The sequence below is a fragment of the Ruegeria sp. CH11 genome, assembly GCF_056537105.1.
Genome location: NZ_JBQFQX010000002.1, coordinates 372,317 through 395,955 on the forward strand (window position 1 = coordinate 372,317; position 23,639 = coordinate 395,955).

A 23,639-nucleotide genomic window follows, 5' to 3' on the forward strand; every position below is an offset into this window, starting at 1 on the left:
GTCAGAGACACCGCTGCACAGTGCAGTCAGATAGAAGAACCCTGCAGCGATTGAGGCATTGCCTGAGGTCGGCTCTGACGCCGCGCTCGCTTCCGCGTCTGGGCAGTCTCCGCCCGATACGGTCGGCAAGTTGGGCAAGGACATCAAGTGAATGCTCGCGCAACGATGAGATGTGTGCTTCCAACAGCAGGCTATACTCAGATGACTGCGCCATCACTCAAGACCCACATTCTAAGTGTATTCCAATTGAGGAACTGGTATGCATCCACCATGGCACTGCTAGCTTTTGACCATGTAAACGTGCGTACCACCAATCTCGAAAAGATGGTTGAGTGGTACGGGGAAGTACTAGGCCTTTACCCGGGCAATCGACCTGATTTCGATTTCCCAGGTGCGTGGCTTTATCTGAATGACAGGGCAGTGGTGCATCTGGTCGGAGTGATTGAGGAGCCGACAATTGGCGCCAACCCGTCATTAGAGCACTTTGCCTTTCAGTCCGAGGGTTTCGACGAATTTGTCGGTAAACTGAGAGAGATGGGTATCGCACACACGGTCGATCCAGTGCCGGGAATGCCGATTGTGCAGGTCAATCTTCGGGATTTTGACGGCAACCACATTCACGTCGACTTTGAAGTCTAAGTTTTCCTCGGTTTGCATTGAAGCCTATGAGCCACGTTTGCGACTAAGCAAGCCGTATTTCACCGCCCAGGACCGAAAGGAACGTCGCTTACGATCCACCTTGATAAGCTGCTTTTTCGATTTCGAACCACCCCTTCGGTTGAACTCGAAGACATCTATGATCCGCTCGGCGCATCCGCAGGCTTCACCCATACCAACTTTGGCGAAGTAGAACTTTTCGAAGCTTTCTGGGTTCTTCATTGCGATCCTCCAGTCATATTCGACCCCGTATTCGGCATGATGCCAATTCAAATCTTGCTGCGTGAATTGGGTCACTGACGGCCCAAGCGGAATCAGCCATACTGAGGGCATTAACGAGTATGCGTTGGTGTATTTGAGAACGCAAAATTTACAATATCCTCCCAGTGAAAGGGCGCGCTTGTGGTGGGTGCGCCCTTTTTCTTATCACGATTTGACCGAGCCTAGCGACACGTCGTGCGTGGCAGACACGGATCCGGAAACCGACACTGGGCATAAGTGGCCTGGATTATCCGCTATTTCATTGGCCGAGACCATGTGGCTTCCGAGATCAAACGCCGCAATCGTCGTGCAGGAGAATTACCGAGCGAACACCATTTATTGAAGACACCACGAACCCAGAAAACGCATAAAATAGCACCTACGCTATGACGACAGATTACGTTTTTCCACTCCCCAAAACCTCGTTACGCAGGTCTGTGAGCGCGATTTGGGGAAGTGACCGGGTCAAGCGTCGGAACCGCCTAGTTGTGCCTGACGGGCGTATTTCTGGCTCCGCAGAGAATTGCCGAAAAATCAACCGGCAAGACCTTCTTTCTTGGCATCAGCCTCGAGTTCTTTCCAAAATTTCAGCGCGGACTTGAAGGTTGAATCCAGTTCTTTTTCGACGGCCTGTGCTGGTTTCGGTGGAAGCTTCGCTAGCGCTTTCTTGACACGCTGTTTGGCCTTCTGAATTTGACCTACCCTTTGTTTAATCCTTGCCTTCACCTCTTTTTTAGCCTTTTCCACTTTTTGGGTCGGACATTGCCTTCTGCACTTCCTCCAACCCTTCTTCAGCGCACATTTCCACCAGCACTTTCTCTACTTCGGCATAAGCTTTTTTCTCGGGCGCTGGCGCCTGTTTTACGGACCACTTCGCTTTTGTAAGGGCTGTTTCGGCACGTTTTTTCGCCTTCTGTGCGCTATGTTTTACGGCAGCAGGTTTTTTCTTTTTGCAGAATGTGGTGACCTTCTTTTGGGTCTGAGGATCGAGTTTAGGCATGGGTAGCTCCATTGAATACGCTGTGAAAAGTGCGGTGGACGCCAGAGCCGGAAATTTCTGGATGCCGCTCAGGCGCCCATATTTCGAGACAAGCTTAAGTCCATTCCGAATTCTGACAAAGGAAACAATTCACACAGGAAATTCGCGCGCGTTAGAGAGGTCGAGCAAACCATTACATCGGCCTTGCTGTTGGTTTGGCTCGAAAGTCAGGTTCTGACCGTACCGGAAGGGTGCGAAAATTATTCACCCTGGCTTTCCCATATTGCAGGACGGACTTGACCAACCCGGTCTAAAGAAAGCCATCAAACCGCGCAGGACGATGAGGCGCATGTTAGCTGTAGCCGAGGTCTATTGTGGGGCTGCTAGCAACCACGCCTCCTTTGCGCTGACACCCAATTCTTCGCAAAACAGACCCACGCGCTCGCGCTTTGGGGTAAGGCTAATTCCTTGTGCATCAACCAAAACGCCTTGCAGACTTGCGCCACATGTCAATCCTTGGCTTTTTCGCAGCTGATACAAATCTTGGCTATACCATTCGGTGGGGATCGGGTCGCCGATAACCGGAATGACCAGGTCACCATTCCTAAATCGCCAAGCCGCCGCTTTTCTGGCACCACTGGGCGCGCCGCTTTCGTTTGCGTTTGGCGACGGGACAGACGTTGGCCGGGCAAATGTACATGGGGGTTCAAGCTCAAGCTCTAAAGCCTGCTGCTTTGAGCCATCGGTACGATACTTAAAGATGCACTTTGTGCCCGCGTCATTCGACTCTACCGTTGCCAATTCGACCACAAGCTCCTGCGAGAACGCCGGCGTTGCCAAAAAATATGCTGCCAGTGCCAAAGTCAGCGCTTGGGAAAACCGCTTCACGTCATTTTCCAATACCAGATCTGCTCTGAACGCTCGAAGTAATCCCGGCTGCCATGAGCAACACTTTCGCCATTCCAAAGGTCAATGTGATCCCCTTGATTTCCTTCGCCCCAAAAGTTGATGAACGCGACGATACCTCGTTTACCTAGGTAGTCGGCGAACGTCTTTTGCAGTACGCCCGGGCTGGCTCTGGATATCTTAGCTTTGCCGACAAATTTTGCGTGGTCCGAATTGAGCCAGAGTTTCATCTCTTCGACGCGCAAAGGGTGTTTTTTGCCGTGGCCATGCCAACAAAACACGCCTTGGTAACGTGAAATCTTTATTCCCGATTTCGTAAGGGCCACCCCCAATCGGATACAACACTGGTTCGTAAAATTCGGAGAACCATCAGTCGTGCAGGGTTCTATCAACGGGGGTGTCTGATTGGCGGGATGGTTTTCCCATAATGTATCAAATTTCGACATTCTGAACCCTCATTGGCTACAGCACCGTCGATCAGGTCTGATCCGGCGCAAAACTACCTAGAATTGAATGACGAGCATGATAGCACAAAAAACCATCGCGTTGGACTGCGTAATAGATAACGGGCATTTCGCATCTGGCCGAAGTTTTGTCGTCGCTTTCTCACGGCCACCTTCCAAGAACATTCCTGGCCGCACTTGGCTTCGACGAGGTGAATTCAACTTCACCTTAAGCTGGTAATAGCTAAATCCGGTGTTGCTAGTCCTCGAGTCAGAGATAGTTGGGCGAATTATACTTCACGCATCGCCAGACTGCTTTCGAATTGCGAACCGGGGAGGACGCTGGGTATGGGTAAACTCGGACTACAGCAATCGCTTTGACGGCGTCCACGCCGCTAGCATCTATGGGCAGCGCTGACGATGCCCGCATGGGTTGTGGGACAACCGAACTGCATCACTCCAATACGTCCTTCAACTTCGTCGGATCCAATTCCGCCGAAGCGGAAATTGGAGACAGACGAATTCTGCACTGGTACCTTGAAGACCACAGTGGTCTGTATGTTGGTGCTTTCGACGCAATAACGACCGTACTGGGTGGAAATTCAGATAACGGCCACTACGTTCGGGCAGATGGATCTGTAAATTTGCCAAACGGAACTATATTAGTTGCGACCAGAACTTTGCTGAGCAACGCTACCAACACCCTAGATTCAGGTAAATCTCAAGAGTGTCTGACGTCAGCACCAATAGAACAATTTAGGTCAATTTGATAAGATAGTGTTTCTGGCTCATCGCAACCGCCAAGGAGTGGAGATAAGAAAGAAACCCGGAACCAAGCAGAGTTTCCGTCGTCAGGAGTTTAGGGCCAGTTGGCAGTCCGAGCTAAGAGAGTATCTGGCGCCTCTGGTTGTTGTGATTATGCGGCGGATTCGGGATGTCCAGATTCGTGGCTCGCGTCGATGCCTCGCTCGCGCAGCAGATCTTCGACTTTCCGAAGCGAGAGCGGGAAACGGAAGTACAGCATCACCGCAAGACGGATGATCTCGGGACTGGTTTTGAAGTACTTGAAACAGGCAGATCTGGTCATGGGCAAAAACTACGAAAGCCCCCTGCCCGCCTCAAGGCAAGTTCTTCTGACAAGACCCTTAAGTTACTAACCTTAATACGTACCCTCGTACAAACGGCAACGTGCGTCTGTGTCCAAGTTTGCAATCACCGCAATCTCAGACTGTTTATGCGCTTGATAGACCTCAGCAAACCCGTTCGGGAACCAGCCTGTTACGACCGGGTTCGTCACGAACCGGTCCAACGCTTCTTCCAACGTTTGGGGTAAACGTACCAGGCCTCTCTTATTCAACTCTGCAACGTCCAGAAGCGAAAGATCCTCTTGGGTTGGAGACGGTGCGTTCAGCCGTTCCTCAATACCTTGAGTGCCTGCCATGACAATCGCAGCAAGCGCAAGATGCGGCGAGGCTGCCGCATCTGCCGCACGGTATTCGATGTTGAACTGTCGTGCGATCGAGGCCGGGTCTTTTGCCGTCACCGGGCATATCCGCAACGATGCCTCGCGATCGCGGAAGCCGAGGTTGTTAAAGGCCGCCGACCAGCGGTGAGGAGTCAAGCGTTCGTATGAAATCACCGAAGGCGCGGTAAGTGCCAATATCGCATCCAGATATTTCAAAACCCCAGCGGCGAACGCGCCCGTCAATTCTGACATCCCGGACGGCCCGTCCGCGCTGTATGTCAGTGGTGTGCCCTGATCATCCACAAAACTCATGTGGATATGCACTCCATTGCCGACACCCGCGACATCGCGGATAGGAGTGTAAGTGGCCCGTTCGTCATAGGCGCGCGCGGTGGCATAAGTTAGTTCACGAACCATGATGGCAGCGTCGGCGGCGCGTACACCCAGTTCGGGGCCGACCACGACTTCATATTGGTTTGGGCCGTATTCCTTCATGATCGAATCCGGCTTCAAGCCAACCTGTGAAATTGCGGCGATCAGAGTCTCGCACAGGTTGCGCTGCTGGCAGAAACCCCGGTGGCCGTAAGCCTCATTGGACTGTTCGGGCGGGTCGATCAGCTGAAACTCGTGCTCAAACGCGGCGAGCACCTGGGCACCGGCTACCTTGTGCAACCTGTCCAGCGCCGCCTTCAGCAAGCTGCGCGTGCAGAAATCCCACGGGTCGCCTTCCAAAGTGACAATATCGCCCATAATGAAATGAAGCCCAGGATAGTCGCCAAACTCGACCTTCGCCTCGGTGGCGGCGTCCGGGATCAGAAGCAGATCACCTAACGCCCCAAACGGACTTTCGGCGATCGCGTCAAAGCAGTTGATCTGAACATTCGTTGGCGTCCACCCGACGCCCCGTTGCAAACGGGCGTTCAGTTGATCAGCCGGAAACGCCTTGCCTCGCAGTTTTCCTGCTAGGTCGGAAGTAGCGACGAAAATCAAGGGGGCCTTGTTCAACATGGGTTGGGATCCTGGTTTTGGGATCGCATGGCATCCCAGGCTTCAATGCGGGATTTCGTCTGCTCCCAGTTGTCTTCGGCGATGCGGGTCACCAGTGCCTCGGTCACCGCAAGGGCCGCTGTGTAGGTGTCCCAGAGTGTGCCGCTTTCGATGGGCACCGGCAAGATTTCTGCCGCATGACGGGAAATGGGAGACAACCATTTGTCCGTCATGAGCAAGACTCGCACCCCCCTGTCCCGCGCTGCAGTGGTAGCCAGCCGCGCCAAGGCAGGCTGATAGCGGCGAAAATCGACCAGAAACAGGATGTCCGCTGGCTTCATTCGCAGTAGATATTCCGGCCAAACCTCGTTGTTGGCCGGAAGATGGTAAACACCGCTGCGGGTCTGGCGCAGGTGAAAAGACAGATGTTGCGCGATGGTATCACTGATCCGCCCGCCCAAAACGTAAACATTGCTTTTGGGCTGGCTAAGCACCGAGCAGATACGCTGAAACTGTGCTTCGGTAATGCCTTCTGCCGACAGCGCCATCTGAGACGAGGCACGCGCAATAAAATCTCGTAAAAACCCGCCGTCAACGCTGCGCCCCTCGCCATGTAGATCGGTCGGCGAGCGTTCCCCTTCCTTTAGTTCGGACAGCAACGCGCGTTGGAACTCCTGATAGCCGCTCAGTCCGATTTTAGTGACAAACCGAGAGATTGAGGGGGCGGAGACTTCGGCCCGCCGGGCTAGTTCCTGGATTGTGACTAGGCCCGCATATGGGTAGTCGCTCAGCAACGCGGCGGCCAGCTTACGCTCGCTCGTGGTCATATACTCTGCCTTTGCTTCAATTCGTTGCCGGACAAGCACTCGGATACCTCCTATTCTGAATGGATTGCATGGAAGAAAAATTTCAGTCAATCTATTTCTTATTGACTCTGAAAAAATTTGTTCTCTAACTTGGTCGCATGAATGCTTCAGTTGCAACCCAAAACCTTCTGGTCGCCGGGGACCCTGCCCCGGTGGAATGGGTCAACCGCGACAGTGACGCTCCGGTCGTGCTGCTGTGCGAACATGCCGGGCGGGCGATCCCTCAACAACTTGGTGATTTGGGCGTCTCGGAAGCAGTGCAGACAAGCCATCGCGGCTGGGACATCGGGGCCGAGGCGGTGGCGCGGCACCTGGCAACTCGGTTGCGAGCTCCGTTGATTCTGCAGCGTTATTCCCGGCTGGTGATAGACTGCAACCGGCCAATTGAGGCCCCGGATTCGATCCCGTCAAACAGTTTTGGAGAACAAATTCCGGCCAATCTGAACCTAAGCGCCGCTGAACGTACTGCGCGCCAGCGTGAGATTCTGTCGCCTTTGAACGCCGCCGTCGAAGACATGCTGGACCGCACACCGCGGACGTTGGCAGTGTCTATACATTCCTTCACCGCGCAAGTCGGCGGTCAAGCGCGACCCTGGCACGCTGGGTTTCTGACCCGCGTCGACTTGGCCACCGGCCAGGAGGCAATCAATCATATCTCGGCCCGACGCCCTGACCTACACATGGCATTGAACCAGCCCTACCAGATCGACTCCGATAGCGACTGGTTCATCCCTCACTTCGTCGAACCGCGTGGCCTAGCACATTCTCTGGTCGAAATCCGCAACGATTTGATCCGAGATGCCAAAGGCGTAGCGGACTGGGCGCAGCTATTGGCCGATGCCTTCACCCGGATACTGGAGACCAAGCCGTGACCTTGACCCGCGAAGTTCCGCTGATTCCGTCGCAATCCGCACTGATATTCATCGATGTGCAAAATTTCTCAGCTCATCGGGACGGAGCTGAGTTCAAGGACCTGCCAGAAGCCGAATTTGAGGAAAAATGCGGCTGGTATTTTGATCAGTTGGAGACCCGCGTGATACCCAACATGCAGACCGTTCAAGCCGCCTGTCGCACCGCAGGCGTCGAGGTCATGTATACCAATATCGAAAGCCTGACACTGGACGGGCGCGACCGGTCGCTGGACTACAAGATCACAGGTTTTCATGTTCCCAAGGGCAGTTGGGACGGGAAGGTAATCGATCAAATCGCACCGGTTGGGGATGAGATCGTTTTACCGAAATCCTCTTCCTCTGTCTTTGTATCCACACATATCGATTACATTCTGCGAAATCTCGGAGTCCGGCAGATCGTTCTGGCCGGTCTTGTTACAGATCAATGTGTCGAAAGCGCCATCCGGGATGCGTGCGATCTTGGTTACCTGGTTACGCAAGTAACCGATGCCTGCCTGACCTACACACAGGAACGGCACGAGAGCTCACTTCGCGCGATCAAAGGCTATTGCCGACAGGTGACCACAGCACAGCTGGTTGAGGAATTGGCGCGTGCTTGAACTGAAGGGTATCACTAAAACCTTTGGCGGAGTCCATGCAGTCGAGAATGTGACCATGTCCGTCGCGTCGGGTGAGGTGCGCGGTCTGATCGGCCCCAACGGCGCAGGCAAGACGACGCTGGTGAACCTGATCTCAGGTCTGCTGACCCATTCGGCCGGCGACCTGTCGCTGGATGGCGAGCCGTTGGATCACCTACGCGCCCATGAACGCGCGGCGCGCGGTGTGACGCGGACCTTTCAGAACCTGCGGGTCTTTCCAAGCCTCAGCGTCGCTCAAAATATCGACGTAGCTCGCTATTCTGGACGCGGCGCGGAAATCGTCGACGCCGCAATCCTCGAATTTGACCTATCGGGTAAACTCAATCAAAGCGCCGGCTCGTTGGCCTATGGCCAGCTTCGGCGGCTGGAAATTGTGCGGGCATTGGCTCTGAACCCTCGGGTTCTGATGTTGGACGAACCTGCGGCAGGAATGAACGAGCAGGAAACGGACGCACTGGGCCGGTCGCTAGCCTGGGTCCGGGCGAACTCGGATTGCGCGATTTTGGTAATCGACCACGATCTGAAATTCATCATGTCGCTGTGCGACAGGATCACTGTCTTGAATATGGGTGCTGTCATCGCCGAAGGCGCACCTGAAGAAATAACCAAGAACCAAGAGGTTATCGACGCTTATCTTGGCGAAACCGATGAACGGGCCGCGTGACGCAGGCGGCATTCAACAGGAGAAAGAGTATGAAAAAGCTGACCCTTACCACTCTGACCGCCATGAGTTTGGCTCTGCCGGCCGTTGCCGATGACACGATTAAGATCGGCTTGGGCGTTCCCATGACCGGCGACTTGGCAATCTATTCCGAATATCTTGGAGCGCGTTGTATGGCCGATATGATCAACGCAGAAGGCGGTGCAGGTGGCAAGCAAATCGAAGTTCTGGTGCAGGATTCCGCGGGCGACACGCAGGCGGCGATCTCACTGGCGCAAAAGTTTCTGGACGAGGGGGTCGTGATGCTCGGCACCACACCTTTTTCGGACACGATGATCCCGGTAGCCCAGATCGCCCAACCCTACGGCGTTTCGATCTTCCAGCCGCAATCCACACAGGTCGAGATGCACGCGGGCATCGTGGACAATTTCTTTACTGGCGTCTCGCCTGATCCGTTCACTGCTACGGCTGCTGCAAACCACGCGCTGAGCGAAGGCGTCAAGAACGTGGTTCTGCTGACCTCGGATGAAGGCGGATCATGGTCTGCGCGGACTCCGCTGTGGTTCGGGCAGGTAATCGAAGAGGGCGGCGGTAAGGTCCTGGCCAAGATGAATTTCAGCTTTGGCACCTCTGACTGGTCGCCGCAGATCGCCGATATGAAGGCGTTGGGCGAGGAAGTCGACGCAGTTTATATTTCGTCAATCATGCCCGATATCGGCGTTTTGGTCCGGCAGTTGCGCAGCGCGGGTATCGACGCCTGGGTGGTCGGGTCCGATGGTTTTGACGACCCGTCGCTGGACGCGGTCGCAGCCGATGATTCCTCGATCCTTGACAAGGTGTTCTTCGCTACTCTGGCCCCAAGTCATGATGAAAGCGCCGTGGTCAAGTTCATGGCGGATTGCAAAGAGCTTGGCCACGACGTGCCCGGCCTTTTCCCTGCAACCGGCGCTGATACGGTGAAAGCAGTCGCCTGGGCAGTCGAAACCTCGGGCAGCACCGACCCGGCGGTCATCGCCGAAACGATACGTACTGCCGATACAATCCCGGTCCTGACAGTTGACAACATTTCATTCAAGGACACAAAAACATACGCCCAACGCACGATCCCGGTAATTGGTTACAAGGACGGAAAACGGGTACTGATTTCAAACGAAATCCCTGAAAACACACCGAAAGACTGGAACTGAGCCAAAAGACGGGGGTGAGCGCAGCCCCCGTTCCCCAACCCATGCTGAGTGTAGAAAACCTGACAGTCTCTCATGGCCCGATTGAGGCCGTGCACGGCATCTCTTTCGCCGTGGATGAGGGCAACTGCGTGTCTTTGCTTGGCCCGAACGGGGCGGGCAAAACCTCGACGATCTCCGCGCTGATGGGCGTGGCCCGATCATCGGGGCAAATCACCTTTGACGGGGTCGAGATTTCGACCCTGCCAGTCGAAGCGCGAGTGCAGGCGGGCGTGTCCGTGGCCCCCGAAGGGCGTCGGATCTTCTCTAACCTGAGTGTCGAGGAAAACCTGGTTCTGGGCGGAGCCACTCGCTCTGATCGCGCGGCGAAAGACGCTGACATTGTTCACTGGCTTGAGACATTTCCAATTCTGAAAGAACGTCGGGATCAGTTGGCAGGTACACTGTCGGGTGGCGAGCAGCAAATGCTCGCCATTTCCCGCGCCTTGATGACCCGCCCCAAGATCCTGCTGCTGGACGAACCCAGCCTTGGTCTCGCCCCCAAGATCGTGAGCCAGATTTTCCAGATGATCGATCACCTGAAGGCCGAAGGCATGACGATTCTGCTTGTCGAACAGAACGCGACGCACGCTCTGCGCCTATCGGATTACGCCTATCTTCTGAATAATGGGCGGATCGTGGCGGAAGGCACCAAGGAAACGCTGGGTCAGAGCAGCGCGCTGATGGCAGAACTCACGGGGATCGCCTGACATGGAATATATGGCCCAGCAGATTATGAATGCCCTTGCGTTCGGTGCAGAATACGCGCTGATCGCACTGGGGCTGGCGATCGTTTTTTCGATCATGGGGCTGGTAAATTTTGCCCATGGCGAAGTGATTGCGGTTGGAGGCTATACTATGGTGGCTTTCGCGGCGTTGGCGTTGAAAAACCCTTTCATCGTCATCGGCGGAGCTATTGCCGCTGCGATCCTGATGTCCTTGTTGCTGGAACGTGTGGCGTTCCGACCCGTCCGCTATGCGGATCCGACGACAGGTCTACTTACCGCCTTCGGTGTTTCGATCATTCTGCAAAACGTCTTTCTTCTGGCGGTTTCGCCGCGCCCAGTGGCGGTCACTTCACTGTATTTTCTGGACTGGCCCGTCGAGCTTCTGGGCGTACGCGTGTCCTCACTTCAGGTGTTTGAGGCGACAACAACGGGGCTGGTGATTATTGGGTTAATGCTGTTTCTCAAACGCACAACGCTGGGTTTGGCCATGCGCGCGGCTTCATTGGATTTCGAGATGGTCCGTATGGTCGGCGTTAAGTCCAACAGGGTATTTGCCGTCGCTTTCATGGTGTCAGGTTTGCTGGCCGGTTTGGCCTGCATCTTCATCATGGCGCGACGCGGATCAGTTGATCCGCATCTGGGATTCAACCCGGTGCTCAAAGCCTTTGTGGCGTGCGTGGTCGGCGGGTTCGGCAGCCTAACTGGCGCGGTACTGGGCGGCTTTCTTCTGGGCGCTGTCGAGGTCGCCATGCTGGTGTTGTTGCCGCAGGAATATGGCGGCATGAAAGACGCCTTTGTCTTTGGCATCATCGCCCTTGTTCTTGTCTGGAGACCAGATGGCATCCTGTCCCCGCCCACTGAAAAAGGGGACAAGATATGACCCTGAACCCCAGTCAGAGACGCGGACTTGTCGGGGCAGCGATCCTGGCCGCTTTGCTGATCGTCATTGGCTTGGTCGTAACCTTTTTCGGTTCGCGTTATCAGTTACGATTGGTCTACAGCGCCTATGTGAACCTATTGGTCGTCTTGGCCATGCAGGTATTCATGGGCAATGCCCGCCTGACCAATCTCAGCCACAGCGCGTTTATGGGGATCGGGGCGTATGTCGCTGCAATCTGCGTGACACCGGTAACGGTCAAATCCATCTCGCTGCCAGATGCGCCTTGGGGGCTGAATGCCTTTTCGCTGGACCCGATAACCTCTGCAATGTTGGCCATCGCGATCACGGCAGCATTGGCCCTGATCGTCGGGCTCTTCGTAGTGCGCTTGACCGGCTCTGGTGTGACTATCTTTTCCCTTGCTGTTTTGGTCATCGTGCATTCGGTCTTTCTGTACCGCACAGACATATTCAAAGGAAATCAGGCGTTTTTCGGCATCCCGCAGGTGTTTTCGCTAACCTCGATCGTGACCCTGTCGGTAATTGCCGTGTTTGTCGTGCGTGTATTCCGGGAAAGCCGCTGGGGTATCCAACTGCGTGCGTGCGCCGACGATGAGGTCGGAGCCGCTGCGATGGGTGTAAACATCCGCAGGCTCCGCCTGATCGCCTGGGTCCTTTCGGCGATATTGCTAGCATTGGCTGGGATCGCCTATGCTTATTTCCTCGGTACGATCAGCGCGCGGCCCTTTTATTTCAACCACGTCTTTCTGACACTCGCCATGCTGATCCTTGGGGGAATGCGGACAGTCTCGGGGGCGGTCCTAGGCACGTTGCTTATCTCATTCGGACTGGAATGCGTACGTTGGCTGGAAACTGGTCCGGTCCTACTCGGCGTTGACCTACCCGAAGTGCTCGGTCTGTCGGGCATCGCACTCGGAACGGTGATCGTGCTCACGATGGCACTGAGGCCCGCCGGCATTATGGGCGACCGCGAAATTGAGGACCTGATACTGAAAACACAGGAGTGAGCCATGGGTTGCAACCACACCATCCACAAACACAACCACCATTTCGGCTGGGACAACTCCATCGAACCCGTCCTGAGTGTCGATCCCGGCGGAACCGTCGAGGTCGAGACCATTGACAGTTCAGGGGGTCAGTTGAACGCAACCTCAACGCTGGCTGATCTGGGCACCCTGTCCTTTGACGGGGTCAATCCGGTCACCGGGCCGATCTACATCAAAGGGGCCGAGCCTGGTGATACGGTTGCTGTCACGTTTCTTGACTTCAAGCCCTCGGGTTGGGGTTGGACCGCCAACATCCCAGGCTTTGGTCTCTTGACTGATCAGTTTCCTGACGCGGCACTGCATATCTGGAAATATGATGTTGCCGCAATGACACCAGCCCTGTTCGGCCCCGGTGGCAAGGTGCCACTTAAGCCGTTTGTGGGGACAATCGGGCTAGCGCTAGCAAAGCCTGGTCTGCATTCCGTCGTCCCCCCACGCCGAGTTGGCGGCAATCTGGACATAAGGGACAATTGCGTTGGAACAACGCTCTACCTGCCAGTCGAGGTGGCCGGTGGGATGTTGTCGCTGGGTGACACCCACGCCGCACAAGGTGATGGTGAAATTTGTGGCACCGCTATCGAAAGCCCAATGGATGTGGCCATTAAGGTCGATCTGATAAAAGGTGAAAACCTGCCCTATCCCCGGTTCGAAACCAGCGGGCCCGTAACACGCCATTTCGACGTTGCTGGATACAAGGCCACAACAGGCATCGGCGAGGATCTGATGCAGGCTGCCCGCGATGCGGTTTCGGGCATGATTGACTGGATATCCGCCGTGACGGGCATGTCCCCACTCGAGGCCTATATGCTCTGCTCGGTCTGCGGAGACCTTCGGATCAGTGAGATTGTGGATATCCCGAACTGGACCGTGTCGTTCTACTTTCCGAAATCCGTGCTGGGCTAGATAAATCGGCGACCAACATCTGCCCCATAAGTTTGATACCTGCACCATTGCTATGTACGTACGAAACCAACGATATCGATAGAAGCCTGATTATGCGCGTGTTGCTCGATGATCGTGACAATTGTGCGGAGTACATGGATGATAATGCGGGAGAAATCTAAAGAACATACCAACAAAGGTATCTAGCCGGTCGCGGAGTAACCGCAGCGTTCTTTCTCACGATTCACCTCGCATGTATAAGACGGCCCAAAGGCGCACTTTTATTGATGGACCATGATGCTGCGCACGCAGCCCGCATTGCCGACATTCAGCGAAGTTTTTATTTTCATATTCAGTCCAAGTGGTTTCGCAGGCACTAGCGTTTCTGCCGCGCGACGATCCCCATGGTAGCGGCCACCAATCTGGACACGGTCAATCCACCAATTCCGTCTACATCGACCTCTGGCATGATCTCAACAAAATCAACGGCAGCGATTTAGCTTCTATCTGCGACTGCAATGATCAAGTTAAGAACGTCAAAGTAACTCAATCCACCCGGTGATCTTCCAATTGTGTTAGGAGCGATTGACGGATCCAATGCATCAATATCGATGCAAAGAATAACGTTCCCATTCTGCGGCAATTGATCAATCACAGGTGAAAGCCCATGGCGGTGCAGGTCCAGGCCGGTAAAAAACTTGGCACCCAAAGCGACTGCGTCTTCTAAATCCGATGAATGGCCAGAGCCGATGCCACGTGCTCCAACCTGAATGATCCCGTCAATATGCGCCATTTCGGACGCGCGCCGCATTGTTGATGAAAGCCCATGGGTTTCACCCATGTGACTGTCTCGCCAGTCTATTTGCGCGTCGATCTGCAGGATCGTGTAGGACTCACCGGTATCCCCCATTGCATCGATCAACGGGATCGGAACAGAGTCGTCTCCGCCGATCAGGATAGGCACGACGCCTTGGCCAACGATTTTGGAAACAGCTTGACGGATGGTTCGTCTGTTCGCCGCAATGTCGCTTTCACTCCATGGCAGGTCTCCACAATCAACCGCGCGCTTGGTGCCTTGCGGGAAAATGGGGCCGCCAAGGTCGAAATTGTGTCGATCGACATTGGCAGTGAGCGACCCAATGGCCTTCCGCAAAGAGTTAGGGCCGTTCCGGGCATAGGCGCCCACGGAACCGTAAGGAGTCGCGCAAGGCGCACCGATAAAAGCCGAAGAGGCTTCAATTGCGTCAGGATCAATGCAGGCTTCGAGACCCAGAATTGTTTTGGTCTCCTTTGCTCCGAACAAAGCGGCAAGATCTGGCTTCTCCGTCAAAACGTTGGTCCCTTGAAGTCAGCTTCGGTTTTTTTGAGCATACATAGGCTACTTGGGCGGAATCTATCGAACGACAAACAGACTGTCGCGACCCTAAGCTGCAGCTTCCCCAAAGCGGTCCTTCGGCGGCCACCGTTTTATGCCCCCTCTTAATAGCGCTTACGTTCTGCATCTGTTGCATCGCGCCACTCCGCGCGAAGCAGGTCCATACGCCGCGGAATACTGTCTTCAAGGACCTCCGCTCCAATGATCCGTTCCGTCCGAAAGTAGCGAAAGTCTTCTCGCATCTCGCACCATGCGGCGATGATGCGGTTGGTGTCCCGATAGCCCAGAAATATGGGCCAGATCACACGGCGGGTCTCTTGGCCTGAGTTGTCCGAATATTTCAGGGCTATCTTCTTGCGCCGCCCAATGGCCAGACGAATGGCCGCAGCGCCGAGTACTTCATCCGACTGAACAACGGGCGCGACGCTGACGGCCGGTTGAAGAAACGACGTCCGGTACTTTTCAGGTGCGACAGCTTCCAGCTTGGTGATCAGCTTCTCAGCCGCCAGCGCAAGTTCGGGGTCGCCTCGGGTCTGGACCCACAGCACGCCAAGCATAACGGCCTCAATCTCGTCCGGGGTCAGCATCAGCGGTGGCATATGAAAGCCGGGCTCCAACACATAGCCGATCCCGGCCTCGCCATTGATTGGCACGCCCAGCCCCATCAGCGCAGCAACATCCCGATACACCGTACGCTTGGTTACGCCCAGTTCGTTACCAATGGACTGGGCTGAGATCGGGCCCTTGGCACGTCTCAGGATCTCGATGACTTCAAATAGCCTGTCGCCGCGCCTCATGTGACCTCCTTTCGATGAAACAGATCATACTGACACAATGCTGACAACACGCTGTCAGCATAGGCGCGGTAGAAGCCGGAAAGACATCCAAAAACCGGAGACCAGAATATGAGACGTTTCTCTGCTCTAACCCTCGCTGCGGTTCTGCCAACAGCACTCGTTGCGGCGTCGTCTGTGCAGCCGGGAAATGCGCCAATCATGGCCATGGGCGCCTATGTGCCGACCGACAACATGGAGGGGTCTGAGGCCTTCTACCGTGCCCTGTTCGACAGTGAACCGACAATCGGGCTACCTGAATTCGTGGCGTTTAACGTGGCTGGCGGCTGGTTCGCAATCGTGTCACGGGACAAGTACGCACCGGGGTCCAAGGCAGGTTCGGGCGCGGTTCCCTACCTGCAATCCGCCGATCTGGAAGTCTTGCACACCCGCGCCACCGCCGCCGGTGTGACCGCACTTGAAATGATCGAAGAGCCGGGCATCCACTTGCTCAAGATCACCGATCCGAACGGTCAGCTGATCGAGTTCTTCAGACTGACCGATCAGTGACGCTCTCAACACTCCGTGCTTTCTCAACGGCCATCGCACCATGCAAATGAACTACTTCGTCGTCGGCACCAACGACATGGACGCCACAACGCACTTTTATGACCAGCTATTTGGCCAAACAGGCGTGGAGCGCGTCTCGCCCACCGACAGAATGACATACTGACTTGGACCTGATTTTGCTTTCGCAGTTGCCATCCCGTTCGACGAGAAGCCTGCCACCAATGGAAACGGAACCATGGTCGGCTTCAGCTTGGGTCGGCTGAAGAGGTCGAAAGGCTGCACGCATTGGCCATCGAGCTTGGTGGCACAAGCGAAGGCGATCCGAACCTACCTGGGCCACGTTTCTCGGCCTATGTCAGGGATCCGAACAGCAACAAGATTTGCCTCTCCACCTGCGGCAGGTCGCAAACGCAGTTTCCGATTGAAAGGAGAAGGTTTTGGAACTTTTTCTTTTGGGCGCGAAAGGGCGGACAGGTAAGCTTGTACTCGTAACTGTGCTCGCAAAAGATATTGACGTCACAGCGGTCGTTAGTTCTGCAGACAACGCATTCGATCTCCAACATAAAAACTGCGATTAGATGTAGGTGACCCCTGTGACCCTGTGTTCCTCGCATCAGTGTTTCGCAACCAATAGGCCGTTATTTCGACCTTGGGCGGTCGGCTGCCTTCGAAATGCACGACATCAGTATATTACCGATTTGTGGCCGCCCTCGTCGAAGCTGCGTCGGTGAGGGGCCTCAAACGGGTTCGGGCGACCTCGACGGCTTTGCTGTTTCAGACCAAACGCGACTGCGAAAGCTTCTTCGGTTCGCTGTGCCGAACGTTGTACGAAGCGCCGATCGCATGGAGGATATCTTGAAGAGGTCTGGCCTAGACTGGACCTCCGCCCGCGTTGTATTCCTCAATGACGCCAGCATAGCGACATTCCGTGCCCGAAGAGATGCTCTCCCCGAAAACGGAACAGCAGTTTCCAGGTTGGCACTTACGCAATTCCTGATCGATGCCATCTCGGACTCTGAGGCTTATCCTGCCCATTCGGTTGCAGACAACGTATTGCTAGCGCAGAAAGTGGCGGGTTGATCTTGGTGTAAGTGATATTCTGGTCAGGCTTTTGCCATTGCTGCGGTGCAGGTTAGGTTTTCGCAAGTTTGCTGAGGTTCACCGACTATTCTGACGAGCGCCTTTCTTAGGTGAGATTTAAACGTTCCGAGCGTGCCGCGCGCGGACAGCGTCCAGCAGTGGCCGTGGGTTGTTGCAGCGGTCGATGGCTCCGTTGCGCACGAAGTACCCCCGATCAACATCGACCAAGGTATCGCAGTAAACACGCGTGTTCTGAAGTTTTGACCGGATATCCATTGCCTCAACAACCCGAGCGACGGTTGCGTTATCGTCCAGGTGCGGAACAGCGGGGTTATCACCGGCGACCCGCAGGTGCACCGATGCCTTCAGGGCGTGATTGGCGACAGCGCGGTCGACGGCTTTCAAACTCGGGTCGACAGGGTCGCTGTTTCCGAGCCGAAATACGGCCCCGATAACACCACAGGATCCGGGCAGCGCGGCGAGTTTCGCAAGCTGATCGGTGTCGTCGCTGTTAAAGCCATGATTGATGACGTGGAAATAGGTACCCTCGGACCTGATATCGTCTTTGGTCCGCATGCGTGAGATATAGATCGGCAAGCCTGTCGCTGCGTGGGCTTCGGCCAGCGTTTTTGCCGATGTCGCGACATCGCCCCAATTCAAAGTGATTTCCCAATCGGCCAGATTGCCTGCTTGCGACGCGATCAGGTCCAAGTGCTCATCGAGGCAGCCAAATCCGAACAGTGTAATTCTGAACCCGAGATGTTTCAGAACGCCAATCCGTGCGCGGCGCGCGGGGTCCAGCAGATCATGTAGCGGGACGCGAATATCGCGGACGCCCATTTCTTGCAGTGCCAGCAGGTGATAGTCGTTTCGAACGGGTTTTCGGTCGAACTCGTCCAGGCCGCCGCTTGGCGGCACTTCGGAAATTTCGGCCCAGTCCTGTCGCAGATCAAAGCCGATCAGCGGGTTGGTGTTTTCCCGTGGCTCTGGGGCCAGTTCAAGTTTCTCACCCGCTGTTTTTTCCGCCGGCGCAAGCTCGGCCCCGTTTGTCCGAACAAATTTCGTGACATGACCGTTCTCGTAAACGTTCACCACAAAATATCCCAACTTTGCCACGTCGTTGCGACCGAACTCGCTGAATTCGGGCGGGATCGCGCGCAGCATTTCCGAGTAATCCTGCCGAACAAAGCTGGTTGATGGTGCAAGGTAGAAATCCGTCTGACGGTATCGGTCATACCAGAAGTTATGGGCATGACCTGAGAACATCGCCTCGACCCCGTGTTTTTCTAGCAGCCCCAACAGCCACCCCCTGCCCGGCTGATCGGTATTGTCATAGTGGCCCAGTTCGTCGGGATGACACAGATAGGCCGGGTGGTGCAGCATCAGCATGACGCGTTGCCCTCGGGCTGCCGCGAATTCCGCCTCGACCCAGCGCTGCTGATCCGCCTCGGCCTGTAGCCCGGAATTGATCAATTGCGCATTCAGCAGGATGAAACGCACCTCTCCCTTTTCGAAGCTGTGATAATGGGCCCCGAACTCACCTTCCCACACATCGATCATTTTGGGCGTGGTCGGACTTGCAGGCCCGCCCCTGATCGGAGTGTCGCCGATGTCGTGATTGCCCGGCAGCACATGGATCGGAACCGTCAGCTCGGACACAATCGCGCGGTAGGCATCGGCAGCCTGCGCATAAAGGTCTCCGGTCTCGGGGACGGGATGAAGCAGGTCACCGAGGTGGGCGACAAAATCGACCTCTCTGCGGTTTATGTCCGCCACAACATAGCGGAACCGTCGATTGGCGCGGGCGTTCACCGGGAAGGGCGAATTGCACATGTCTTCATCCGGATTGACATGCGTATCTGAAATGACCGCAAAGCTGTACGCAAAGCGCCCCAGGCCAGCGTCGTCTGCATTACCCATGGTTTTTCCTTGCTCTTCGGGTTTATCCACCGGTGGTCAGCACAGAAGCCTGGCCAGTGCGCGAAGCGCGGATGCGGGACCGGATCAGTACGAAAATCGACAGCGCGGTCAGCAGCCAGAACAGCCAGCAAATCGCGTTTCGGACAAAGATCGACAGGCTGCCATCGGACAACAGCAGCGACTGCCGGAAGTTGTCCTCGAGGAGCGGCCCTAATACGAAGGCTATCAGGAACGGCGCGACCGGAATGTCCAACCGCAGCATCGCGAAACCAACAAGACCCATGCACAGCATAACCAGAATGTCGAACAGGTTGTTGTTTACCGCATATGCTCCGTAGACACAGAGCGTGAAGACAATTGGGTAAAGAATGCGGTTCGGGATCAGCGCAACGCGGCTGAAGGTCTTGATGGCGACTTTGCCCACGACAAACAGGTACGCGGAACTGAGTAGTATCCCCATGAACAACGCGTAAATCATCGGCAGGTTCTCCGCAAAGAGAATGGGACCCGGGCGCAGGCCATGAATCATGAAGGCACCTAGGATAACCGCCGTGATCACGTCCCCCGGCACACCCAGCGCCAGCAGCGGGATCATCGTCGCTCCGGCCACGCCGTTGTTTCCGGCTTCAGCTGCGGCGACGCCCTCGGGCTCACCTTTGCCGAAGTTTTCCGGATGTTTCGAATTTCTGCGCGCTTCGCTATAGCTCAGGAAAGCCGCCGGTGCGCCGCCGATGCCGGGGATGGCACCCAGTATCACGCCGATGAAACTGCCACGGATAACCGATTTCAGGGTTTTTCGGAATTCGGCAAAGCTTGCACCGCTACCCAACTCCTGACGCTGGGCGCCAGGTGGACGGGGACGGCGCGTCGCGCGGTCGAGTATCTCAGGGATCGCAAACAAGCCGATGAGTACCGGAATGAAGTTCAGCCCTGACATCAGTTCGTAGTTCCCGAAAATGAACCGGTTCGTGCCGTAGATCAGATCCAACCCAACCGTCGCCAGCATCAGGCCCAGACAGGCCGACAGGATACCTTTGGTCAGGCTGGGGCCAGCAACACCGGCGATGATGGTCAGGGAAAAGACGATCAGAGTGAAGAACTCCGGCGGCCCAAAGCGCAGCGCAAAAGTTGCCAGGAATCCGGCGAACATGATCAGGGCGATGTTCGAGATCAGATCGGCCACACAGGATGCATAAAGTGCGATATCAAGGGCCTTTCGCGCCTGCCCCTTTTGCGCCAGTGGATAGCCATCAAGAATGGTACAAGACGCAGCCGGTGTACCGGGCGTCTTGATCAGGATCGCTGTCAACGACCCTCCATACAAGCCGCCCTTGTAAACACCCAGCAGCAGCAGAATGCCGGTCACGGGCTGCATTGTGAAGGTAAACGGCAAGGCCAGAGCAACGCCCATTGGGGTGGTCATCCCGGGTATCGCGCCGATGATGGTACCGATCAGAACACCGATACCGATGACCAGAATGTTCTCGAAGCTGAGGAATAGCTGAAATGCTGTAGAAATATTCTCGATCATGCTCAGGTTCTCCTCAACCTAGCGTTTCGAAAATGCCAAGAGGCATAGGCACCCCTGCGACGTGCAGGAAGAACAGGTACAAAAGGACAGGAAGAACGATGCTGATCGGAACGATGTAGTACCATTTACGCTCGCCGAAAAAGAGCATCATGGAGAGCATCAGAACGATCGAACTGGCAACGACACCCAAGGTCGTCAACGCAAAGTAAAACGCGAACAAGGCGAAGATTAGAATAATGGTTCGCAGGGTTCCGGGAAGCGTGTCCAGTTTGTAGACTGCATCTGCTTCTGCGTCCTCGTCCGGATCGAGTTGCGGCGTTTTCAAGAAGTAGGATTCGGCCAGCAAACACAGCGCGACTAGAACCACGGCGATCGAAATCACCCGGGGCCAGAACTCTGGAGACAATGCCGAAATCTCCACAGAACCAGGTGAATCGACACCTGCCGGGATAAGGATCATCAAAGTCAGAATGCCAAGGACAAGAAAAAGTGCCCCGGCAAAAAGGTCTCTTTTCTTTGACTGGTCCATTACCTGGCCCCTCCCTTGAGCACATCGAGATCAAGTTCAGCGTTTGCGATGTTTTCATTGAGTGACATCAATCGCGCCGCGCCCATGTGGGTCATCGCACTCGACTTGATCTTGATTGGCTGCTGCAGATCAGCCTTCAGGTTGTCGATCTGCTTTCGAAACGCCTCCAAGTAATAAGGCGACTGCGCCAATGGGCCGGCAAGCAACACCAGTTCGGGCTGCAAGACCGTCAGGCTGAGCGAAAAGCAGTTTGCCGCCCGGGCGCCAAAATCCTCCAAGGCCGTTCTGCATTCACCCTCAGTCTCGTTCGCGGAAGAAACGACATCCCAGACTTTCTGAGCCCTTTCCTGATCGGACAATGCGTCAAACACTTGTGGGGTCAGCAGCTGACGCAGCAACGCCCTACCCCCGCACTGGTCGGACAGGGAAACAGGCGTGTTGGACCCAACTCCTTCAGTGGTCTTGGCTTCGGTCAGAACGCCACCCACCCTGCCGATCCCGCTGTAAGGCTCTCCATTGACCTGCAGGCCAATCCCAAACCCCATCGCGCAATAGATTACGGCGACATTTTCAATGTTTCGCGCTGCACCAAAGGCAACCTCTGACTGACAGATCGCGGCACTGGGTGTTTCAAGCGCAACCGGAACGCCTAGCTCTTCTCTCACGATCCCGCAAACATTGGTTTCCTCGCTCCAACCCAGAGTGGGCGCTGAAATGACGATCCCGCGCGCCTTATCCAGATTGCCAGCGATGGTCAGACCCACTCCAAAAAGCCGATCTTTGTCCGGGACATGCTCTTCAATCAGCGCTTTAGCTTGCTTGCAGCACGCCCTGATGAAACTGGTGCCATCAGTCAGCCCCGCCCCACCTGCATCCCATGACGCGATACGGTTGTTCGACAAATCGGCAAGCGTGACCACTTGCTGGTAGGCATTGATGCCGATCCCGATCACATAACCACCGGATCGGTCCATGGTTAGCTTTTTGGTTCTTGGCCCTCTGCGCCCTTCGGGCTTGGATACACCGACCTCTTGAACCAGACGCGCATCGATCAGTTCGCGCGTGATCCTTGAAACGCTCGCCGCATTCAGCGCGAGGTTATCTGCGATCTGCGTTCGCGAAATGGTTCCTGATCCCAAAATCTCACCAAGAACCCGCTGCCGGTTCCCGCGACCGATCTCCTCTTGTGACCAACCTGCCATTTTGCACCTCCTGAATGTATCTTTACTTAATTATTTACTTACTGCAAGTATTTTATTATGGTGAGTCTCATTCGATTCAGGGAGACGCAACAGATGACACTAAGAACCACAATGACCGCAGCGCTGAGCAGCCTTGCTTTGCTCGCGATCCCGATGGGAGCTTTGGCGCAAGATTACCCAAGCAAACCAGTGACTTTGGTGGTGCCCTACGGCCCGGGCGGCGCTGCCGATCTGGCCGCCCGCACTCTCAGCACTGAGGCGCCGGACTACTTGGGTGAGAACATTTTGGTGGTTAACAAGACCGGTGCGGGTGGAGTCGTTGGCTCGACTCAGGTCGCCAAATCCCGTCCGGACGGCTACACCTTGCTGATGGCGCGCGTTGGATCTCAGGCCACCGTACCCGCAATCAATCGCACGATCCCATACAAGTGGGACGACTTCACGTTTCTTGGCCTGATCGAAAAGAACCCGTTTGTTTTGGGCGTCAGCGCGGACTCGCCCTATCAGAGCTTTGATGAGTTGAAGACAGCGATCGCAAACGGCGAACGCCTTTCCTATGCGTCCGCCGGTGTGGGTACATTGTTGCATATGGCCATGCTCATCATGCTGGATGATCTGGGGGTCGATTCCGAAGCGTTGATCCACGTCCCCTTTAAAGGCGGCGGCAAGGCCACAGCGGCCGTGGTTGGTGGGCATGCCGATCTGATCTTCCACAATCTCTCGGGCTTGTCCGGTGCGATTGAATCAGACCAGATCCGCCCATTGCTGACCACCACACCAGAACGCTTTGGCGCGATCCCGGACACGCCCACCGCACAGGAGCTTGGTCACCCGAACCTGGAAAACGTCGTCGGCTGGACCGGAGTCTGGGGGCCGAAAGACCTGCCCGAAGACGTTGTGGCGAAATGGGTCGAAGTTCTTGGGGCGATATCTGCGGATGAAAGCTGGGTCGAGACCACCGAAAAACTGGGTTCGGTCCCGACAGTGCTTTCGCCTGACGAGACAAAGACCTTCGTGGAAGGCCAGGTTCAGACCTTCAGCGACACTGCCGAAAAGTTGGGAATGGTAATCCAGTAACAACTTCGGCATCCCGGGCGGCCCTCCCCTT

General features: G+C 55.5%; 25 protein-coding genes and 1 pseudogene. 12 read left to right on the forward strand and 14 right to left on the reverse strand.

Translation table 11 applies throughout. From position 1 onward, the window contains the following. Nucleotides 1-270: 270 nt before the first annotated feature. Nucleotides 271-639 (forward strand): VOC family protein, encoded by a 369-nt coding sequence (locus tag ACR0LX_RS05635; RefSeq protein ID WP_480782872.1) that lies wholly within the window; start codon nucleotides 271-273, stop codon nucleotides 637-639. 24 nt (nucleotides 640-663) lie between these two features. Here the strand turns inward: ACR0LX_RS05635 and ACR0LX_RS05640 are convergent, their stop codons facing one another. The 8 genes and pseudogenes from ACR0LX_RS05640 to ACR0LX_RS05675 all read right to left on the reverse strand — a co-directional run bounded on the left by ACR0LX_RS05640 (nucleotide 664) and on the right by ACR0LX_RS05675 (nucleotide 6,564). Then, nucleotides 664-879 (reverse strand): hypothetical protein, encoded by a 216-nt coding sequence (locus ACR0LX_RS05640; RefSeq protein ID WP_480782873.1) that lies wholly within the window; start codon nucleotides 877-879, stop codon nucleotides 664-666. Between the two features lie 573 nt (nucleotides 880-1,452). Then, nucleotides 1,453-1,665, reverse strand: coding sequence for a hypothetical protein (locus ACR0LX_RS05645; RefSeq protein WP_480782874.1), 213 nt, complete (start codon nucleotides 1,663-1,665; stop codon nucleotides 1,453-1,455). Continuing rightward, nucleotides 1,652-1,918: a hypothetical protein gene (locus tag ACR0LX_RS05650; RefSeq protein WP_480782875.1), complete on the reverse strand. Its 267-nt coding sequence runs from the start codon at nucleotides 1,916-1,918 to the stop codon at nucleotides 1,652-1,654. The genes ACR0LX_RS05645 and ACR0LX_RS05650 overlap by 14 nt, the downstream gene beginning before the upstream one ends. Nucleotides 1,919-2,266: 348 nt before the next feature. Continuing rightward, on the reverse strand, nucleotides 2,267-2,797 hold the full coding sequence (locus tag ACR0LX_RS05655) for a hypothetical protein (RefSeq protein ID WP_480782876.1): 531 nt from the start codon (nucleotides 2,795-2,797) through the stop codon (nucleotides 2,267-2,269). Continuing rightward, nucleotides 2,782-3,249 carry a type VI secretion system amidase effector protein Tae4 gene (locus tag ACR0LX_RS05660; protein WP_480577293.1) on the reverse strand — a complete coding sequence of 156 codons (468 nt, stop codon included), beginning with the start codon at nucleotides 3,247-3,249 and terminating at the stop codon, nucleotides 2,782-2,784. The genes ACR0LX_RS05655 and ACR0LX_RS05660 overlap by 16 nt, the downstream gene beginning before the upstream one ends. Before the next feature lie 937 nt (nucleotides 3,250-4,186). Further along, a pseudogene (locus tag ACR0LX_RS05665) lies at nucleotides 4,187-4,333 on the reverse strand (IS6 family transposase); the annotation flags it as partial. Nucleotides 4,334-4,405: 72 nt separating this feature from the next. Then, nucleotides 4,406-5,719: a type I glutamate--ammonia ligase gene (locus ACR0LX_RS05670; RefSeq protein ID WP_480782877.1), complete on the reverse strand. Its 1,314-nt coding sequence runs from the start codon at nucleotides 5,717-5,719 to the stop codon at nucleotides 4,406-4,408. Next, nucleotides 5,713-6,564 (reverse strand): MurR/RpiR family transcriptional regulator, encoded by an 852-nt coding sequence (locus ACR0LX_RS05675; RefSeq protein ID WP_480782878.1) that lies wholly within the window; start codon nucleotides 6,562-6,564, stop codon nucleotides 5,713-5,715. Before ACR0LX_RS05675 ends, ACR0LX_RS05670 begins: the two co-directional genes overlap by 7 nt. Before the next feature lie 98 nt (nucleotides 6,565-6,662). Here ACR0LX_RS05675 and ACR0LX_RS05680 point away from each other — a divergent pair, with 98 nt between their 5' ends. From ACR0LX_RS05680 to ACR0LX_RS05715, 8 genes are read left to right on the forward strand one after another with little or no spacing between them, the layout of a single operon-like run. Further along, on the forward strand, nucleotides 6,663-7,436 hold the full coding sequence (locus tag ACR0LX_RS05680) for an N-formylglutamate amidohydrolase (RefSeq protein WP_480782879.1): 774 nt from the start codon (nucleotides 6,663-6,665) through the stop codon (nucleotides 7,434-7,436). Then, nucleotides 7,433-8,074: a cysteine hydrolase family protein gene (locus ACR0LX_RS05685; protein ID WP_480782880.1), complete on the forward strand. Its 642-nt coding sequence runs from the start codon at nucleotides 7,433-7,435 to the stop codon at nucleotides 8,072-8,074. Before ACR0LX_RS05680 ends, ACR0LX_RS05685 begins: the two co-directional genes overlap by 4 nt. Beyond that, nucleotides 8,067-8,777, forward strand: a complete 711-nt coding sequence (locus ACR0LX_RS05690) for an ABC transporter ATP-binding protein (RefSeq protein ID WP_480782881.1) — start codon at nucleotides 8,067-8,069, stop codon at nucleotides 8,775-8,777. Before ACR0LX_RS05685 ends, ACR0LX_RS05690 begins: the two co-directional genes overlap by 8 nt. 29 nt (nucleotides 8,778-8,806) lie before the next feature. Next, entirely contained in the window at nucleotides 8,807-9,961 is a 1,155-nt protein-coding gene (locus ACR0LX_RS05695) for an ABC transporter substrate-binding protein (RefSeq protein ID WP_480782882.1), read from the forward strand. Between the two features lie 41 nt (nucleotides 9,962-10,002). Next, the gene (locus ACR0LX_RS05700) at nucleotides 10,003-10,707 is read left to right on the forward strand and encodes an ABC transporter ATP-binding protein (RefSeq protein ID WP_480782906.1); all 705 of its coding nucleotides are present in this window, start codon (nucleotides 10,003-10,005) and stop codon (nucleotides 10,705-10,707) included. Between the two features lies 1 nt (nucleotide 10,708). Continuing rightward, nucleotides 10,709-11,605 (forward strand): branched-chain amino acid ABC transporter permease, encoded by an 897-nt coding sequence (locus ACR0LX_RS05705; RefSeq protein WP_480782883.1) that lies wholly within the window; start codon nucleotides 10,709-10,711, stop codon nucleotides 11,603-11,605. After that, nucleotides 11,602-12,630 carry a branched-chain amino acid ABC transporter permease gene (locus ACR0LX_RS05710; protein WP_480782884.1) on the forward strand — a complete coding sequence of 343 codons (1,029 nt, stop codon included), beginning with the start codon at nucleotides 11,602-11,604 and terminating at the stop codon, nucleotides 12,628-12,630. The genes ACR0LX_RS05705 and ACR0LX_RS05710 overlap by 4 nt, the downstream gene beginning before the upstream one ends. Nucleotides 12,631-12,633: 3 nt before the next feature. Continuing rightward, nucleotides 12,634-13,572 carry an acetamidase/formamidase family protein gene (locus ACR0LX_RS05715; RefSeq protein ID WP_480782885.1) on the forward strand — a complete coding sequence of 313 codons (939 nt, stop codon included), beginning with the start codon at nucleotides 12,634-12,636 and terminating at the stop codon, nucleotides 13,570-13,572. Nucleotides 13,573-14,047: 475 nt separating this feature from the next. Here the strand turns inward: ACR0LX_RS05715 and ACR0LX_RS05720 are convergent, their stop codons facing one another. Together ACR0LX_RS05720 and ACR0LX_RS05725 are read right to left on the reverse strand one after the other, a co-directional pair. Then, nucleotides 14,048-14,881, reverse strand: coding sequence for an arginase family protein (locus tag ACR0LX_RS05720; protein ID WP_480782886.1), 834 nt, complete (start codon nucleotides 14,879-14,881; stop codon nucleotides 14,048-14,050). Between the two features lie 149 nt (nucleotides 14,882-15,030). Beyond that, nucleotides 15,031-15,723, reverse strand: coding sequence for a helix-turn-helix transcriptional regulator (locus tag ACR0LX_RS05725; RefSeq protein ID WP_480782887.1), 693 nt, complete (start codon nucleotides 15,721-15,723; stop codon nucleotides 15,031-15,033). Nucleotides 15,724-15,831: 108 nt separating this feature from the next. On the opposite strand from ACR0LX_RS05725, the gene ACR0LX_RS05730 reads away from it, so the two are divergent. Further along, nucleotides 15,832-16,269 carry a VOC family protein gene (locus tag ACR0LX_RS05730; RefSeq protein WP_480782888.1) on the forward strand — a complete coding sequence of 146 codons (438 nt, stop codon included), beginning with the start codon at nucleotides 15,832-15,834 and terminating at the stop codon, nucleotides 16,267-16,269. Between the two features lie 672 nt (nucleotides 16,270-16,941). Continuing rightward, nucleotides 16,942-17,349, forward strand: a complete 408-nt coding sequence (locus ACR0LX_RS05735; RefSeq protein WP_480782889.1) for an NAD(P)H-binding protein — start codon at nucleotides 16,942-16,944, stop codon at nucleotides 17,347-17,349. A 117-nt stretch (nucleotides 17,350-17,466) separates the two neighbouring features. Here ACR0LX_RS05735 and ACR0LX_RS05740 read toward each other — a convergent pair whose 3' ends face one another. From ACR0LX_RS05740 to ACR0LX_RS05755, 4 genes are read right to left on the reverse strand one after another with little or no spacing between them, the layout of a single operon-like run. After that, nucleotides 17,467-19,269, reverse strand: coding sequence for a metallophosphoesterase family protein (locus ACR0LX_RS05740; protein WP_480782890.1), 1,803 nt, complete (start codon nucleotides 19,267-19,269; stop codon nucleotides 17,467-17,469). 22 nt (nucleotides 19,270-19,291) lie between these two features. After that, nucleotides 19,292-20,800, reverse strand: a complete 1,509-nt coding sequence (locus ACR0LX_RS05745) for a tripartite tricarboxylate transporter permease (RefSeq protein ID WP_480577544.1) — start codon at nucleotides 20,798-20,800, stop codon at nucleotides 19,292-19,294. Between the two features lie 13 nt (nucleotides 20,801-20,813). After that, nucleotides 20,814-21,329 carry a tripartite tricarboxylate transporter TctB family protein gene (locus tag ACR0LX_RS05750; protein WP_480782891.1) on the reverse strand — a complete coding sequence of 172 codons (516 nt, stop codon included), beginning with the start codon at nucleotides 21,327-21,329 and terminating at the stop codon, nucleotides 20,814-20,816. Next, complete coding sequence (locus ACR0LX_RS05755; RefSeq protein WP_480782892.1) at nucleotides 21,329-22,531, reverse strand: ROK family transcriptional regulator; 1,203 nt, start codon at nucleotides 22,529-22,531, stop codon at nucleotides 21,329-21,331. The genes ACR0LX_RS05750 and ACR0LX_RS05755 overlap by 1 nt, the downstream gene beginning before the upstream one ends. Nucleotides 22,532-22,624: 93 nt before the next feature. Between ACR0LX_RS05755 and ACR0LX_RS05760 the strand changes: the two genes are divergently transcribed. Then, nucleotides 22,625-23,608, forward strand: coding sequence for a Bug family tripartite tricarboxylate transporter substrate binding protein (locus tag ACR0LX_RS05760; protein WP_480782893.1), 984 nt, complete (start codon nucleotides 22,625-22,627; stop codon nucleotides 23,606-23,608). Nucleotides 23,609-23,639 lie beyond the last annotated feature (31 nt).

Bases quoted from the DNA above. Each gene is read 5' to 3' on its own strand.
- ACR0LX_RS05635 (WP_480782872.1), top strand. From the start codon at position 271: ATGGCACTGCTAGCTTTTGACCATGTAAACGTGCGTACCACCAATCTC.
- ACR0LX_RS05640 (WP_480782873.1), bottom strand. From the start codon at position 879: ATGAAGAACCCAGAAAGCTTCGAAAAGTTCTACTTCGCCAAAGTTGGT.
- ACR0LX_RS05650 (WP_480782875.1), bottom strand. From the start codon at position 1,918: ATGCCTAAACTCGATCCTCAGACCCAAAAGAAGGTCACCACATTCTGC.
- ACR0LX_RS05660 (WP_480577293.1), bottom strand. From the start codon at position 3,249: ATGTCGAAATTTGATACATTATGGGAAAACCATCCCGCCAATCAGACA.
- ACR0LX_RS05670 (WP_480782877.1), bottom strand. From the start codon at position 5,719: ATGTTGAACAAGGCCCCCTTGATTTTCGTCGCTACTTCCGACCTAGCA.
- ACR0LX_RS05680 (WP_480782879.1), top strand. From the start codon at position 6,663: ATGAATGCTTCAGTTGCAACCCAAAACCTTCTGGTCGCCGGGGACCCT.
- ACR0LX_RS05695 (WP_480782882.1), top strand. From the start codon at position 8,807: ATGAAAAAGCTGACCCTTACCACTCTGACCGCCATGAGTTTGGCTCTG.
- ACR0LX_RS05700 (WP_480782906.1), top strand. From the start codon at position 10,003: ATGCTGAGTGTAGAAAACCTGACAGTCTCTCATGGCCCGATTGAGGCC.
- ACR0LX_RS05705 (WP_480782883.1), top strand. From the start codon at position 10,709: ATGGAATATATGGCCCAGCAGATTATGAATGCCCTTGCGTTCGGTGCA.
- ACR0LX_RS05710 (WP_480782884.1), top strand. From the start codon at position 11,602: ATGACCCTGAACCCCAGTCAGAGACGCGGACTTGTCGGGGCAGCGATC.
- ACR0LX_RS05715 (WP_480782885.1), top strand. From the start codon at position 12,634: ATGGGTTGCAACCACACCATCCACAAACACAACCACCATTTCGGCTGG.
- ACR0LX_RS05725 (WP_480782887.1), bottom strand. From the start codon at position 15,723: ATGAGGCGCGGCGACAGGCTATTTGAAGTCATCGAGATCCTGAGACGT.
- ACR0LX_RS05730 (WP_480782888.1), top strand. From the start codon at position 15,832: ATGAGACGTTTCTCTGCTCTAACCCTCGCTGCGGTTCTGCCAACAGCA.
- ACR0LX_RS05735 (WP_480782889.1), top strand. From the start codon at position 16,942: ATGCACGACATCAGTATATTACCGATTTGTGGCCGCCCTCGTCGAAGC.
- ACR0LX_RS05740 (WP_480782890.1), bottom strand. From the start codon at position 19,269: ATGGGTAATGCAGACGACGCTGGCCTGGGGCGCTTTGCGTACAGCTTT.
- ACR0LX_RS05745 (WP_480577544.1), bottom strand. From the start codon at position 20,800: ATGATCGAGAATATTTCTACAGCATTTCAGCTATTCCTCAGCTTCGAG.
- ACR0LX_RS05750 (WP_480782891.1), bottom strand. From the start codon at position 21,329: ATGGACCAGTCAAAGAAAAGAGACCTTTTTGCCGGGGCACTTTTTCTT.
- ACR0LX_RS05755 (WP_480782892.1), bottom strand. From the start codon at position 22,531: ATGGCAGGTTGGTCACAAGAGGAGATCGGTCGCGGGAACCGGCAGCGG.
- ACR0LX_RS05760 (WP_480782893.1), top strand. From the start codon at position 22,625: ATGACACTAAGAACCACAATGACCGCAGCGCTGAGCAGCCTTGCTTTG.